Source organism: Streptomyces sp. NPDC036813 (assembly GCF_055609245.1).
Window position 1 is genome coordinate 1 of sequence record NZ_JBVJPV010000031.1, and the last position, 13,652, is coordinate 13,652.

Here is a 13,652-nt window from a genome sequence, read left to right on the forward strand (position 1 = left end):
CTGACAGCAGGCCGCGCGCCTGGTTGATGCGCTCACTCACCTGGGGGTCAATTTTCGGAGACCCAGCCGGGGTCAAAATTCAGAGATCGTTGACAGGAGGCTGTGGCGGATCGTGCTGTGCGGGCAGGTGCCGTAGACGTGCCTGCGCCGTGTGTGATCTCGCAGGGGTGAACGTGTTGCGCTGCCGTGCTGCTGATCCTGTCACGGCAGCTTGTCGGTCCTGGCAGTGTCGTTGCAGGACCAAGGCGTTGCCCGGGAGGGCAACCGGCCACGAGGGGGTGGGGCAATGGCAGAGGAAGGGCATGAGCGCGGCCCCGAGCCGACGGGGTCGGCGAGCGGGGGGCGGTCTGCGCAGGTGGAGGTCAGGTGCGCGCACATGCAGACGCTGGTGGACGAGGCCTTTCGCACCCGGGGGGAAGCCGCCGCAAGGGTGGGCAAGAGTGGGTCGTGGCTGTCTCGGGGGCTGAACGCCCGGGGGCAGGTACGAGAACATCACGGAGATGCCCAAACGGGACTCCGTCAAGCGCGTACTGGACGCGTGCGAGGTCAGCGACGAGGTGCGTGAGCGGACCCAGCAGCTGTACATGGAGACGCTGGCCACCGTCGATGAGGCGCAGCACGCCGCCTACCAGGCTGCCGACCGGACGGCAGCCGCGGAGGACCAGGCCAACAATGCGCAGCAGGCGATAGAGGATCTGCGCGCCCGTCTCATGCAGCAGCAGGAGCAGCATGCGCGCGAGGTGGCCCGTCTGAAGGGTGAGGCGGAGCAGCACGCGCGCGACGTTGCGCGCCTGGAACAGAGGCGGAGCGCCGGGAGGAGGAGAAGGCTGCGGATCTGGCCGTTGCGCGCGAGCGGGAGCAGAGGTGGGTTGCGGATCTTGGCGCAGCGCAGGCGAGCATCGGTGAGCTGACCGGGCAGCTCGCCGCTGAGCGTCGTGAGCGCCGGGTGGAGCGGGGACGATCGAGGCGCTGCGTGAGCAGCTGGCGCAGGCCCAGGCGACGATCGAGGACATCAGGGACGAGCCGTGCCGGCATGACCGTGAAGAGGCCGTCCTGGCCGAGGCCATCGCCATCACCGAGCAGGCTCTGGCGGCGGAAATGGAGCGGGCCGAGCTCGAAAAGACCGCAGCCCTCACCGAGGAGGAGAAGGAGAGGGCGGGCCGCCAGAAGCCGGCCGCCGGGCCCGTCGCCGTCGGCATTGTCGGCTTCGTGGTCATGGCGCTGGGCGCTCTGACGGGCCTTGCCCTCACCATGGACCCGCGTGTGGCTGCTGACCTGGACTGGACTGTCGTCAATGAGGTCAGGGGCAGTACAGCCGCGACCTGGTCTTCGCTGGTGTCCATCGTCCTCGGCTTCTCGACATGGCTGGGCGCGATGCTGGCCCTTCTCGACCGCGGCCACATCCCCCTCGCCGGACCTCGGCCGCACGATGGGGAAGTCAACTACGCCACCTGGATCTGAAGCTCTCAAACGACGGCGCTGCCCGGCACTTCAGCCGGGCAGCGCCGTCGCCGTCTGCGGTTGCCCAGGTGGCTTTGTTCACGAGAACGGTCAGCGCAGCGGCTCGCCTCCGAGGAGCTTCCCAGGGGCCCCGATGATGCCTTCTTTTCCGTTGATGTTGAGGATCTGGGCAGCGATGGCCAGGATTCCGTCGTCGAGGTCCAGGATGTCCGCGTACGACTTGGTGATGCCGTCCCCCCCGACTCCTTGCGAGGCTTCGGGTGCGGCAGCGTGGGCGGGAGCGGCCAGGAGCAGGGGCATGGTCGCGAGGGCGGCAGCCCTCAGTACGGTGCGTGGCTTCATGCCGTGATCAACGGTCCAAGGGACCGTGAGTCACGAGACCGGCCATCCACCGGGCGCCATGCCTCAGATGTGCTCTCCGAAAGGGGCTGGCCGGCCCGCACGATTCGAACAGCAACGCCACCCGCTGCTGTCCGTTCTCGGGCTCTGGTCCAACTTCTGTGGTGCGCCCACGCTCTGTGACGGTGGATCTTGCTGGTGGTCTCGCGAGATCGTCTGGAAACTGCCGGTGCCGACCGCGTTCGGGCGCATGGTTCTGGGCTGTGCGCGAGGTACTTCTCCGGCTGGAAGAGCTGCTCTTCCGGGCGGATCCGGGGATCAGGGTGGTGTCGATGCAGGACGACGGAGAGGTGATCCGAGTCAGTGTCAGATGCCGGACGGTCGGGGCTCGGTGTCCGGGATGCGGAAGCTGGTCCGGGCGGGTGCACGGCTCTTACCTGCGGTTTCCCGCTGACCTCCCCGTGAGGGGACGGCGGGTGGTGCTGCAGCTTCGGGTCCGGCGCTTCAGGTGCGAGGACCTCTCCTGCGGGCGACTGACGTTCGTCGAGCAGGCGGCGGGCCTGACCCGCCGATACAGCCAACGAACTGAACGAATGCGGTCGGCGTTGGGCGAGGTCGGCCTCGCCCTGGCCGGCCGTGCCGGTGCCCGGCTGGCCGATGTCTTCGGGGCGAGGGTCAGCCGGAACACGGTCCTGCGGCTGGTCGACGCCCTCCATGAACCCCAACCACCGGTCCCACGCGTAGTCGGCGTTGACGAGTACGCGATGCGCAAGGGCCGCGTCTATGGGACCGTGCTGATCGACGTCGAGACCCGCAGGCCGGTAGACCTACTGCCGGATCGTGAGGCAGGCACTGTCGCGGCATGGCTGGCCGAGCGCCCGGGGATCGAGGTCGTCTGTCGTGACCGTGCCCCGTTCTTCGCCGAGGGCGCCAGGACCGGGGCACCCACCGCGGTCCAAGTCGCCGACCGGTTCCACCTCTGGCGCAACCTCGGCGAAGCGACCGAGCGGTGCGTCTCCCGCCACCGCTCGTGTCTCCGCGCGATCTTCGCCAATTCAGCTCCGGCTCCGGCACGGACCGAGAGCGGGTCGCCGTGGCCCACCGGGCACCGGTTCGCCGACCGCACCCGCGCCAAGCACGCCACCGTCCACACGCTGCTGGCCGCAGGCCAGAGTCGACGCTCGATCCAGCGCCAGCTCGGCATGACCTATCGAACCGTCCAGCGGCTGGCGGATGCCGCGAGGCCGGAAGACCTGTTCCAGGGGCAATGGCAGAACCCCAGGACCAAGCTCGACGGCTTCAAGCCCTACCTGCACGAGCGATGGGCTGAGGGCTGCACGAACGCCTGGATGCTCTGGGAAGAGATTAAGACGCACGGCTACGCTGGCGGTTACGGAGCCGTCCGCGCCTACCTCCGGCCGTTCCGCACAGCCCCGACCACACCGGCAGCCCGTCCGCCGTCCCCACGCACCGTCACCGGCTGGATCCTGACTCACCCCGACACCCTGCCGGAGGGCGAACGCCTGAAACTCAAGTCCGTCCTGGCCGACTGCCCCGAACTGGAGGCCCTCACCGGGCACGTCCGCGCGTTCGGGAAGATGCTCACCCAGCTCCAGGGCGACAAGCTCCCGCAGTGGATCAAGGCCGTCCGCGCCGATGACCTGCCAAGCCTCCACACCTTCGTCAACGGCCTCGAACGAGATCTCGCCGCCGTCACCGCCGGCCTCACACTGCCCTGGAGCTCCGGCGTCGTTGAGGGCCACGTCAATCGAATCAAAATGATCAAGCGCCAGATGTACGGTCGGGCTGGCTTCGGCCTCCTGCGGAAACGAGTCCTACTGGCCTCCTGACGGGCCCGTCACGAACTCTGCTGGCGTCGCTCCGCAGCCTGAGCAGGGGTGTCGTAGTAGCCAGGCCGCGCCAGCAGAACCGAGCTGAAGAAATAGCCCTGCTCTTCCTCTGGCTCGTCGTCCGCCGCGAACGGGCGCCAGAAGCTCAGGAACAGGTCAGAGGCGACGAAGGACGCTGGATCGTCAGGGTCTGCCTCGATCGAGGTGTACTCGCCCATGCGTTGCACCAGCTCGCGGGCCGGGAGCGCGAACACGTCCAGGCCCCGAAAGACGACTCGGTCCGTCTGACTCGACGGCCTCCCGAGCTCGATGGCTTCGAGCATGTCTCGCGTGCAGTGGATGCTGATCATCAGTCCACTGGGACGGAAGACGTGCTGCCCCGGACGGTCGGACGCCGAGACCGCGGAGAGATCGCGGAGTGAGTCCAGCGCCGTGTTGGCCAATTGCCGAGTCATACCGATCCGCAACGGGCCAACGCCGGTTGGTGGGGCGAGGTCAAAGTCCATGCGGGCATGATCCCAAACAGGTCTGTCAGCGAGTCACGAAGGGCCATCCAGTCCCGAGAAATTACATAGCGTGACCGCTCCACAGAAGTTGGACCAGAACCTGAGAAGTAACAGCACCCTGGGTGAGAAGGGCTCGGTCGTGTGTGCGGAGCCAGCTGCGTTCGTGGCAGGATGACGGCATGTTGATCAGAAAGGGCGATGCCGCGTAGGCGCCCGAAGGCCGTCCGTGCACAGCTGTGGCGGCCTCGCAGACACGTTGTAATTCGGCGGATCCGGGGCGTTTCCGCGAAGACTCGTGCAGCTGTCCGCCGCGTCGAGGATGAGCGCATGTGGCCTGGTGCAGTTGCTGACGCGCTCGCCCGTTTCGAGTGGGCGTTCAGGCAACCCGGCCGTTATCTGAACGCATCCCAGGTCTGGCAGCCCGGACTGGAGGTGGAGTATGCCCGCGATGATCTGGAAGAGGTCATGCTTCACCTCCCTCGCGGTGCCCAGCGCGATCTCGGCCGGCTGGTTGCTCGTATCGACGATGAGTTCGAGCGTCGCACTCTGCCGAATCCTGGGCCGGTGAACGCCTTCACGGTGGGCGGCTGGTGGTGGTCAAGGATCCGTGAGCACTGAGGATGCTCACGAAGCCCCATGCTTCCAGGTCAGCTCGTGGCCAGCTGTTGTTCGGCGCGGGCTCGGGTGGTGGCGAGGCGGTAGGAGTCGGTTCCTGTCTCGATGATGTTGCCGCCGAAGGTGAGGCGGTCGACGATGGCCGCGCAGAGGCGGGGGTCGGTGAAGGTCTTGGTCCAGCCGGAGAAGGACTCGTTGGAGGCGATGGCGACGCTGTTCTTCTCTTCGCGTTCGGTCAGGACCTGGAAGAGGAGTTCGGCGCCACGGCGGTCGAGCTCCATGTAGCCGAGTTCGTCGATGCATAGCAGGTCGACCCGGCCGTAGCGGGCGATGGTCTTGGTCAGCTGCTTCTCGTCGGCAGCTTCGACCAGCTCGTTGACCAGCTTCGTCGCCAGGACGTACTTGACCCGGTAGCCGGCCATCGCGGCCTCCGTGCCGAGCGCGATCAGCAGGTGCGACTTGCCCGTGCCGGAATCGCCGATGAGGCAGAGCGGCAAGCCCTTCTTGATCCATTCACACTTGGCGAGGGTGTGGACCATGGCCGCGTCGATGTTCGGGTTGGCGTCGAAGTCGAACTTGCGCAGCGACTTGTCGCGGGGGAAGCCGGCAGCCTTGATACGCCGCTCGGACCGGCGGCGGGCCCGGTCGTCGCACTCGGCCAGAAGGAGCTCGGAGAGGAAACCGAGGTAGGACATCTGCTCGCGGCCGGCGGTTTCGGCGAGCTCGGGGAACTGGGACCGGATCGTGGGCAGCCTCAGCATCCGGCATGCCTGGTCGATCGCGGCCGTGGCGGCCTGCTCGGTGAGTCCTCGCTGGCGGGGGATGGACACGCTGTTCTCCTTCAGGGGGTGGGACGCTCGCGGCGGAGCCGCAGGAGCTGGTCGTAGTGAGCGACCGACGGCAGAGGCCGTTTGTCGGGTGGCAGGCGGGCCCGGACGGCAGCCGGCAGCTCGGCGACGCTGTTCCGGCCTCCTGCCGAGGGTTCTGGGGCCTCCGCAGGGACGGTGTCGGCGTCTGCTGCCTTGCGGGCTTCAAGAGCGACGGCGTCCGCCGTCAGCGCCCCGGTCTTGAGGGCGGCGGCAAGTCCGGTGACCAGGTGCTCGTGCGGCAGGTGCCGTCCGAGGAGAAGGACCTCGATGAGCGCGCGGGTGCCGTCCCGCTCGCCGTGGGCCTTGACGGCAGCGTCCCACCACGCGTCGTGGACGGGAGTGAACCGGCCTGCGGAGCGTGCCTGGTCGAGCGCGGTCGCTCCCGGCAGAGCGCCGGGCTTGCGCACGAGAGCTTCCAGGTAGTGGTCCAGTTCGAGGCGGGTGCCGCCTTTGGCGATCAGCCGCTCATGCCGGGCGACTTCGTCCCGCCCGTCGTAGACCACCAGCTCGGAGGCGTGCAGCATCGCTCGGACGTTCCGGCCGATCAGCCGGACCGGCACCGAGTAGCGGTTGGTCCGGACACTGATCTGGCTGTAGCGGTCGACCCGCAGCGTGAAGAGCCGGCCCGTCTCGAAGGGCTCCTGCGGCAGCGGCGCCAGCAGCGGCTGCTCGGCCGCGAAGTACTCGCCGATCGTGCGGGGACGGGACCGGATCCGGCGGTCCTCGTCCTCCTGGTCCCACCGGTCGATCAACGCGTTCAGCTCGGCGAGCGTCGCGACCTCGGGCACCGGGACGAAGTGGTTGCGGCGGAACCAGCCGATCTGACCCTCGACCCCGCCCTTCTCGTGGGCGCCGCGGATTCCGGGCTGGCAGTAGAGAGCTTCCAAGCCGTAGTGGGAGCGGAACGCGGTCCAGCGTTCGGCCTCGACGCGATGCCGGGAGAAGCCCAGTACCTGGGCGACCGCGGCCCTAAGGTTGTCGTAGCGGACCTTCCCGGTCGGCACCCCGCCCAACGTGTTGAGAGCGTGGACGTGGCCCTCGAAGAATGCCTCTTGACCTGCCGAGGCGAAGATTCGGTGGACGGCCTTGCCCGAGTAGGACAGCCGGAACGCGAACAGGTAGCGGGTCACCAGATCGCCGGCCAGCCGCACCGTCACGTCGCCGAAGTCGACCTCCGCCTCCGCTCCGGGCTTGTGCGTCTGCGGGACGAAGGCTTCCACCACACCTCGCCCGGCCTGGGCCCGGATCTCCTCACGCCGGTCAGCGACGTAGCCACGGACCATCTGGTACGAGATCTCGTCCGCACCGTGCTCGTCCAACAGCCGCTCGAAAATCCGCTTCACCGTGTGCCGCTGCTTGCGCGGCGCATTCAGGTCGGCCCGCAGCATCTCGTCGATCAACGGCTTGTACGGATCCAGCCGCGTCGGCCGAGGCGGAAGCTTCTTCCGCGGCTCCGGCCAGGCCGACGTCAACGCCTTCTGCACCGTCAGGAACCCGACACCGTACTTCCGCTGAAGAGCACGGCTCGACAGACCAGCCTTCGCATCACGGCGGATCGCCGCGTACAGGTCAACCTTGGACTTCGGCAGCACCCGGGCCCCCTCGTCGTGCAGAGCACAACCATGGTCCCGAAGCAAGCACCCAGGCGCTCTCAAAACTCAGCGACATCACTCTCCCGTGGACGGGGGCGCTCTCCACGCTGAGCTACAGGCGCTCTCGTAACTGGCCAACAAAGCCAGTCAGGAAACCCCGCTACGGCGACCTGCTGAGGATCGCCGACGCCCTCGGTACCCGCGTCTCCATCCTCACCCGCTGACGAAAAGGCCCCGCCCATCCGCCTCGAGGGAAGCAGACGAGCGGGGCCGCTGAGGGGATTGTTCAGGTCAGCGAGCGGTCAGCGATGCGCTGGAGTCGGGTCTCGAACAGCTTCTGCGCGTCCGGCGTGAGCGAGGCGAGCGCGATGAGTGTCGTGATCGCAACGTCACACAGCTCCTCGTGGACGTCGTCCCACGTGTGACTGGCGCCCTTCCGTGGGTTCGCGCCCATCGCCCCGTGCAGGGCCTCGGCGACCTCGCCGAACTCCTCGCCGATCTTGAGCACTCGCATGACCTTCGCGGTGTCACCCGTCACCGGGCTCTGCGAATCCAGCCAGTTCCGCAGGCGCTCGACGGTCTCCCAGGTGTTCGCTTCCATCAGGCTCTCTCCAGAGTGGTTGTGCGTACGGGGGTCGGTCAGAACAGGCCGTCGGCCGCGACAAGGCCGGCCGGGTCGGCCACCGACAGCGGCACCGTAGCGTTCGCGTTGAGCTGCACCGATAGCGCGGAATGATCGGTGAGTCGATCGCTGCTGGTGCGCACCTCGTGGACGTAGGAGCATCCGCGGAGCAGGGTCACCAGGCGGGTCGATGCGTGCGCGTGGTCGTACCGGTAGCCGTCGCCGGTCCGGCCGACCCACGAGTATTCGAGGGCGTCGGGGTGCAGCGCGCGGAAGGCGTCGCGGTAGCCGGCCATCCCGAACCACTCGTAGGCCGCGTACTCGAACCGCTGGAAGAACCGGTACTGGGGCGTGTGGTTGGGCTCCAGGATGTTGAAGTCCCCGAGGACCAGGCGCAGACCGAGGCCCGGCGGCAGAGCAGTACGGAGCTCCTCCAGGAACGCCCGCTTCCGGGTCGTCTTGGTCTCCGTGGCGTCCCGCGAGGGCACGTACAGGCCGATCACGTCGACCGCGCCCTGGTCGCTGTCGACGGTGACGGACACGCACCGGTGCGGCAGGTAGGAGACCTCCGCAGGACCCGGCCGGGTCGCGAGCCGGGAGACGACCATCACGCCGCGCTCGCCCCGGCCGGGCCGGGGGAACGTCACCGAGTAGCCGGCCGCCGTGAACCGGGAAGCGAGGAGGTCGCACCCGGTGCTGTCGGCGGTCTCGGTCAGAACGAGGACCGACTCCGGGCGCGCGGCGAGGTAGTCGAGCTGGCGCTCGGCGCGCTCCGGGCCGGGGTTGTTCAGGTTGAACGTCAGCACGTCCAGGGTGGTCATCAGGCGCCCCTCGTCCGCGGTTCGGTGATCGCCGCCGCGATCGCCCGGGCGACATCCTCGGCCTCGGCGGTCGACGCGTCCAGTTGCATCACGCGGACGCCGGTGGCCATGAGGAACCTAGCGGCCTCGTAGTAGTACGCGCATTCCCGCTGGGTGCCGCGCTCCTCCCGCTCGTACCGGGAGTGCGTGCCGCGCGCCTCGAGGCGTTTGATGATGACGTCCTCGCGTGCGTTGACGATCGCCGCGAGATCAGGCATGTCTGCGTGCCGGTTAAGTTCCCAGACCACATCGCGCGGGACACCGTCCATCACCTGAAGCACCAACGACGAAGGGACGTAGCGGTCACAGACGACGATCTCGCCCCGGGCGAGCGCCGGCCGGATCTCCTGCTCGACGTGCTGGTACCGGTCGGCGGCGATGAGGCAAGCCATGCTCATCCCCTGGTATTCGTCAGTCCCGTGTCGCGCGAGCTGCCCTAGCGGGCTCGCGCTCGGCTCGCGGGTCGCAAACACGGGCAGGCCCTCGGCGCGCAGCAGCTCGACGACGCCGGCAGCGACGGTTGATTTCCCTACGCCGCCCGGCCCGTCGATGGTGATGAACCGGCCGCTCACGACACACCGACCACGGGCAGCACCCGGGGCTGATGCGGGACCGTCGGGCACAGCTCGGTGTCCACGGCTCCGATCCGCTGCCCCGAGGTGACGACCGCTGCCGGGCAGCCCTTCCCGCACCCGTCGGACAGGGCGCAGGACCCGCAGGTCGGGTTGTCGCCGACCTGCCACCGATCATGGAAGTTGTAGGCGTCCAGGCGCGCCGCGATGTCACTGTCCGTCCACACGTTGCCGACGATGAAGTCCGTGTCCGGGTGCTGCGAGACGCGGGTCCGGGCGGCGAAGACGAGGTACGGACAGACGGTGACCTCGCCCTTCGTGAACACATAGATGATCGTTCCCGCCTCACAGCCGCTCAGGGGCTTGTCGGCGTTGGGGAAACGAATGTGGACGATCTCGAGGTCGTCGTCGGCGAACGGCATCGTCAGGCCGTGGATGTGCCGCATGTGGTCGTCCGGCCGGCGCAGCCGCTGTGCCGACTTCGCCGCCCCGCGGCCCATCTCACCGAGCGGGTTGAGGAGAACGTACTTCGCGCCATGTTCCTTGGCGAAGGCGCACAGCTGCGCGTACTCCTCGTCCTGGGCGAGGTTGTTCGGGGTGCACAGCAGCCCTTGCAGGATGCCTGCCTTCCCGAACCTGCGGACGGTGTCGACCGTCTCGGCGAACCCCTCGGGACGGCCACGGAACACGCCGTGACTGTCGGCCGAGAATCCGTCGAGTGACACGTTCATGTGGACGCCGAGCTCCGCCAGGGTGGCGATCTGCTCGTCTGTCACCATTGTCGCGTTCGTGCAGATCCCGACGGACATGCCGGCCTCGCGGAAGTCGTCGACGATGGGGATCAGGTGCGGGTGCATGAACGGCTCACCGCCGGTCAGCGTCACCCTGTTGACGCGGGCTTCGGCCAGCTGCGGAATCAGCTGTTCCCGGACGGCGCCCCAGTCCATGTAGTCGCCGCGCTTCGTCGCGGACACGAAGCAGTGCTTGCAGGTCTCGTTGCACGGCTCGCAGATCTGGATGAGTGCCTTGCGGTACGGGTGGTCGACGGTCGTGCGGAAGTAGCAGGACGCTGCCTGCCCCTCCGTGAGGAGCGGTCGTGCGGTCATGAAGGACCTCCGTGAGACGGATTGAAGTCGCTAGGCATCGCTGCACCGCGCTCGAGGGCCGCCATGCGGCCGCGCAGGTGGGCGGGGAGACTTGCGACCCCTCCCGCCAGCGGCTTGCGGTCCGCCGACGGGAGGGGCGTCTATGGGGTGCGACCCTGTCCCTGCGGTCGCCGTGGTGGGGGCGTCAGCCGGACGTCCGCGCCAGCACCAGGGCGAGGACCGGCGTGGTCACGACGGCCACGTACACGAGGAGACTGGTGATCGTCTTCATCGCTGGGCGTGGCCCTTGGCCTCGTAGTGGTCACACAGGGCGCGCAGCACGCGGGCCAGGCGCCTTGCGTGGCCGGCCTCGCCGCCGTAGCGGGGGGTGGCGCCGGTGCTCAGCTTGCGGCGGGCCTCGCCGACACAGGCGAGGGCGCAGTAACGCGCGACGCTGTTCTTCGTCAGCCGTGCCGCCTTGGCCTCGACCTCCGAGATCATGAGCTCCAGGTGGCCCCGCAGAAGCGCGGTGACCGACTCCAGGTCGTCGGGGGCCGGAGGAGGCATCTCGCGGCCGTCTTCCGGCCCGAGCAAACGGACCGCGGTCTCGCGCATCGTGGCGATGTGCACGGGTGCGGTCGCGTTGCTGCTCTCGATGATGGCGTTCACCGAGTCACCGCCTGTCCGGCCCGGCACCGAGGGCACTTGCACGGCGGGAAGGCGGAGGAGAGCGGCAGCGGCTCCTCTCCGTAGGGGATGACGCTGACCTCGCCGCGGTCCTGGGTGACCGTGCCGCTGCGGTCCACCTGGTAGACCCGGATCGTCATCTTGTGGCTGGGTGGGCGGTTCTGGGTCGGGCAGGTACCGTTCGTCATGTCGACGCTCCCTGGCTGGTTTGAGCGTTGGCCACGCCCCGGGGCCGTTCGCGCGGTCGCCGGGGTCTGCTGATGTTGCCGGTCATGCCGATACGTCCTTGGTGCGGCAGCCGCATGTGACTATCTGCCACACGCGGCCGCTGCCACGAAGGACCACGTGGCCGGCGGCGCGCAGGGGCCTGTTGACTGCTCCGCAGTCGAAGCAGGCTTCGCCGTGTAGCCGGACGATGCTCACCTGCCCGTCGATGACGGTGGGCGCAAGCTGCTGTGCGTCCGGCATCGCGTCCCCCATCTGTTGGTTCCTGCGCGTGCAACAGATGGTGGGGGGCGCCAGGTACCCCAAGTACCCCTCCTGGGGGTAGCTGGGACTGCTCAGGTCGCCGAGCACCACTCCGCGAAGTTGGAGAGCGTCTCGGAGTCCGCGCGCTTCAAGCGGCGCAGAGTAGAGGCGTCTTCACGCACCCATGGGTGCTCGCGGGTGTGTTGCGGCGCAATGCGCCGGGCCACCTTCAGCGACTCGAACGCGTCGTCGGCCATGCCCGACCAGAGCTGGGCCCGGGCCAGTTCGATGTAGAACCCCGAGCGGCGCTCCGCGGGCAGGTCTGCGGGCGGCTTCCACTCGCTGGCCACGTCCAGGGCACGCCCGATGTGATCGTCACCAAGGCTCACAGCCACGGATACCTCGTGAATGCGAACCGAGTCGGGCCCGAAGGCGGTGCCGCGGTACACGTCCTCCGGCACCTGGTCGGCGAGCGCCTCGGCCTCCGCCAGATGCGTGACGGCAGCCGATGCGTCCCGCGCCCGGCCGGCGATGACCGCCGCCCTCATGTGGAGCGCGCCGCGCGCCCCGGCCTCCTGCCGACTTGACGGCGCTGGGGCGGCGTCCAATGCCTGCTCGAGAGCACGAAGGCCTGCGGCGTGGGCGCGCGCGGCGAAGAAGGTCTCGGTGCGCACGTAGGCGACGGTCGCAGCCAGCAGCGGATCGTCTGCTTCCGGCGCGGCCCACCTCATGAGCTCGATGAGTCGCGCGGAGAGGTCGCGGGCGCCGAACTTGTACGCGACCGCGTCGGCTGAGCGGTACGCCCGGACCAGAAGACCGGCCAGCTCGGCTCGTTGCTCCGGCGCGGCGGCATAGTAGGCGCGAGCCAGCTCGGCGAGCAGGTCTGGCATCCGGCGGGCGATCCGCGTGTACTGGGCGGACAGACGCCAGTCGGCAGCCTCGCGGACGGCGACGTGCAACTCCGGGATGGGCCGGGTGGGGCCGTCTTCGGGCACGTCGTACGTGGCGATGACTGCGGAGAGGGCTGGCAGGGAGTCGTGCACCGGAGTGTGGGCCGGGCTGCGGTCTGTGCGGAGCTGCGGCGGGTCGAGAGACAGGGCGGCCGCGATGGCTTCGAGGGTCGCGTCGCCTACCCCTCGCTCGCCACGCTCGATCTTGCGGATCGTCCCGAGCGCGACACAGGCAGCCTGGGCAAGCTGCTCCTGCGTCATGCGCCGCAGCCGCCGGTAGTAGGCGATCCGACGCCCTAACCCGCCATACCCAAGTGCTGCCATTGCGGCTCCAGTTCAGTACGGTCACTTCAGACCGTACCGGCATCGAGACGCTCTGTGCACACCTTGGGAGGTCGCGAAGGGCGCCGCGTCGGGGCCGCAGCCGTGATCAACTACCGGTCAGCTCCACGAGCTGGGCGAGGCTATCGATCCGCCAGTCCGCCGCTTCCCTGACATCCGGGTCATCCGCCCACAGGTGCCCCCACGGGCCACGGCGCAGGTGCGCGACACGGAGCCCAGCCGCCTTCGCGGGGAAGACGTCGTTCGCCGGGTGGTCGCCGACGTACAAGGTTGCCTCCGGGGCCGCATGCGCCACCTCGATAACCCGCTGGAAGAACTCCGGCTGCGGCTTCGCTACCCCCCACTCCCCCGACGTGACGATCAGATCAGCCGGCAGGTCCAGGTCACGGAGAAGCTGCCCTGCGCGCGGCGTCTGGTTGCCCGCAATGATCACGCGCGAACCGGCCTGCCGGAGAGCTGCCAACGCCGGGCGCACGTCGTCATAGAGGTCGCTCTCCCCCAGCTGCTCCCCCCGGCCGGCAGCCTCCCGGGCCTGATATTCGGTAGCGACGTCGATGTCCGGTCGGGCCAGGCGCAGCGCCTCAGCGTTGTCCAGGCCTTGGGCGACCACTGCACCGACGAGGGCGGACAGTGTGTGACGCGGGATGCCGAGCCAGTCGGACCACGAGGCCCAGTAGCGGTCATCCCTGGTGATGGTCTCGCCGACGTCGAACACGAACGTATCAATCACGCCTGGAGCCTACGGCGCACCGCACCGGCTACGTGCAAGCGAGGCCGCCGGCCCTATCCCGGATGCGAAACGCCGTACTGGGTGCACAGGCTGGCGAGCTCGGC

The 13,652-nt window shown here is 68.6% G+C and carries 16 protein-coding genes; 4 read left to right on the forward strand and 12 right to left on the reverse strand.

Annotated elements, in window-relative coordinates; all coding sequences use genetic code 11:
- Positions 1-500 precede the first annotated feature (500 nt).
- Together ACZ67Q_RS38320 and ACZ67Q_RS38325 are read left to right on the forward strand one after the other, a co-directional pair.
- Positions 501-911 (forward strand): hypothetical protein, encoded by a 411-nt coding sequence (locus tag ACZ67Q_RS38320; RefSeq protein ID WP_471191931.1) that lies wholly within the window; start codon positions 501-503, stop codon positions 909-911.
- A gap of 187 nt (positions 912-1,098) precedes the next feature.
- Complete coding sequence (locus tag ACZ67Q_RS38325) at positions 1,099-1,461, forward strand: hypothetical protein (RefSeq protein WP_471191932.1); 363 nt, start codon at positions 1,099-1,101, stop codon at positions 1,459-1,461.
- 90 nt (positions 1,462-1,551) lie between these two features.
- On the opposite strand, the gene ACZ67Q_RS38330 is transcribed toward ACZ67Q_RS38325, so the two are convergent.
- A complete protein-coding gene (locus tag ACZ67Q_RS38330) occupies positions 1,552-1,803 on the reverse strand; it encodes a hypothetical protein (protein ID WP_471191933.1) in 252 nt (83 codons plus the stop codon).
- Between the two features lie 260 nt (positions 1,804-2,063).
- On the opposite strand from ACZ67Q_RS38330, the gene ACZ67Q_RS38335 reads away from it, so the two are divergent.
- Positions 2,064-3,650: an ISL3 family transposase gene (locus ACZ67Q_RS38335; RefSeq protein ID WP_471191934.1), complete on the forward strand. Its 1,587-nt coding sequence runs from the start codon at positions 2,064-2,066 to the stop codon at positions 3,648-3,650.
- Between the two features lie 8 nt (positions 3,651-3,658).
- Here ACZ67Q_RS38335 and ACZ67Q_RS38340 read toward each other — a convergent pair whose 3' ends face one another.
- Entirely contained in the window at positions 3,659-4,156 is a 498-nt protein-coding gene (locus ACZ67Q_RS38340) for a hypothetical protein (RefSeq protein WP_471191936.1), read from the reverse strand.
- 327 nt (positions 4,157-4,483) lie between these two features.
- Here ACZ67Q_RS38340 and ACZ67Q_RS38345 point away from each other — a divergent pair, with 327 nt between their 5' ends.
- Positions 4,484-4,774 carry a hypothetical protein gene (locus ACZ67Q_RS38345; protein WP_471191937.1) on the forward strand — a complete coding sequence of 97 codons (291 nt, stop codon included), beginning with the start codon at positions 4,484-4,486 and terminating at the stop codon, positions 4,772-4,774.
- Between the two features lie 29 nt (positions 4,775-4,803).
- On the opposite strand, the gene istB is transcribed toward ACZ67Q_RS38345, so the two are convergent.
- The 10 genes from istB to ACZ67Q_RS38395 all read right to left on the reverse strand — a co-directional run bounded on the left by istB (position 4,804) and on the right by ACZ67Q_RS38395 (position 13,548).
- Positions 4,804-5,601 (reverse strand): IS21-like element helper ATPase IstB, encoded by a 798-nt coding sequence (istB, locus tag ACZ67Q_RS38350; RefSeq protein WP_466919193.1) that lies wholly within the window; start codon positions 5,599-5,601, stop codon positions 4,804-4,806.
- Positions 5,602-5,612: 11 nt separating this feature from the next.
- Positions 5,613-7,229 (reverse strand): IS21 family transposase, encoded by a 1,617-nt coding sequence (gene istA / locus ACZ67Q_RS38355; RefSeq protein WP_471192005.1) that lies wholly within the window; start codon positions 7,227-7,229, stop codon positions 5,613-5,615.
- A 289-nt stretch (positions 7,230-7,518) separates the two neighbouring features.
- A complete protein-coding gene (locus ACZ67Q_RS38360; RefSeq protein WP_471191940.1) occupies positions 7,519-7,833 on the reverse strand; it encodes a MazG-like family protein in 315 nt (104 codons plus the stop codon).
- A gap of 38 nt (positions 7,834-7,871) precedes the next feature.
- Entirely contained in the window at positions 7,872-8,675 is an 804-nt protein-coding gene (locus ACZ67Q_RS38365; RefSeq protein ID WP_471191943.1) for an endonuclease/exonuclease/phosphatase family protein, read from the reverse strand.
- Positions 8,675-9,286 carry a dTMP kinase gene (tmk, locus tag ACZ67Q_RS38370; protein WP_471191946.1) on the reverse strand — a complete coding sequence of 204 codons (612 nt, stop codon included), beginning with the start codon at positions 9,284-9,286 and terminating at the stop codon, positions 8,675-8,677. The genes ACZ67Q_RS38365 and tmk overlap by 1 nt, the downstream gene beginning before the upstream one ends.
- Entirely contained in the window at positions 9,283-10,392 is a 1,110-nt protein-coding gene (locus ACZ67Q_RS38375; RefSeq protein ID WP_471191949.1) for a radical SAM/SPASM domain-containing protein, read from the reverse strand. Before ACZ67Q_RS38375 ends, tmk begins: the two co-directional genes overlap by 4 nt.
- A 267-nt stretch (positions 10,393-10,659) precedes the next feature.
- Positions 10,660-11,040 (reverse strand): DUF6415 family natural product biosynthesis protein, encoded by a 381-nt coding sequence (locus ACZ67Q_RS38380; protein ID WP_471191952.1) that lies wholly within the window; start codon positions 11,038-11,040, stop codon positions 10,660-10,662.
- Positions 11,037-11,246, reverse strand: a complete 210-nt coding sequence (locus tag ACZ67Q_RS38385) for a hypothetical protein (RefSeq protein WP_471191955.1) — start codon at positions 11,244-11,246, stop codon at positions 11,037-11,039. The genes ACZ67Q_RS38380 and ACZ67Q_RS38385 overlap by 4 nt, the downstream gene beginning before the upstream one ends.
- A gap of 372 nt (positions 11,247-11,618) precedes the next feature.
- On the reverse strand, positions 11,619-12,800 hold the full coding sequence (locus tag ACZ67Q_RS38390; RefSeq protein ID WP_471191958.1) for a helix-turn-helix domain-containing protein: 1,182 nt from the start codon (positions 12,798-12,800) through the stop codon (positions 11,619-11,621).
- Positions 12,801-12,906: 106 nt separating this feature from the next.
- On the reverse strand, positions 12,907-13,548 hold the full coding sequence (locus tag ACZ67Q_RS38395; RefSeq protein ID WP_471191961.1) for an HAD family hydrolase: 642 nt from the start codon (positions 13,546-13,548) through the stop codon (positions 12,907-12,909).
- Between the last annotated feature and the right edge of the window lie 104 nt (positions 13,549-13,652).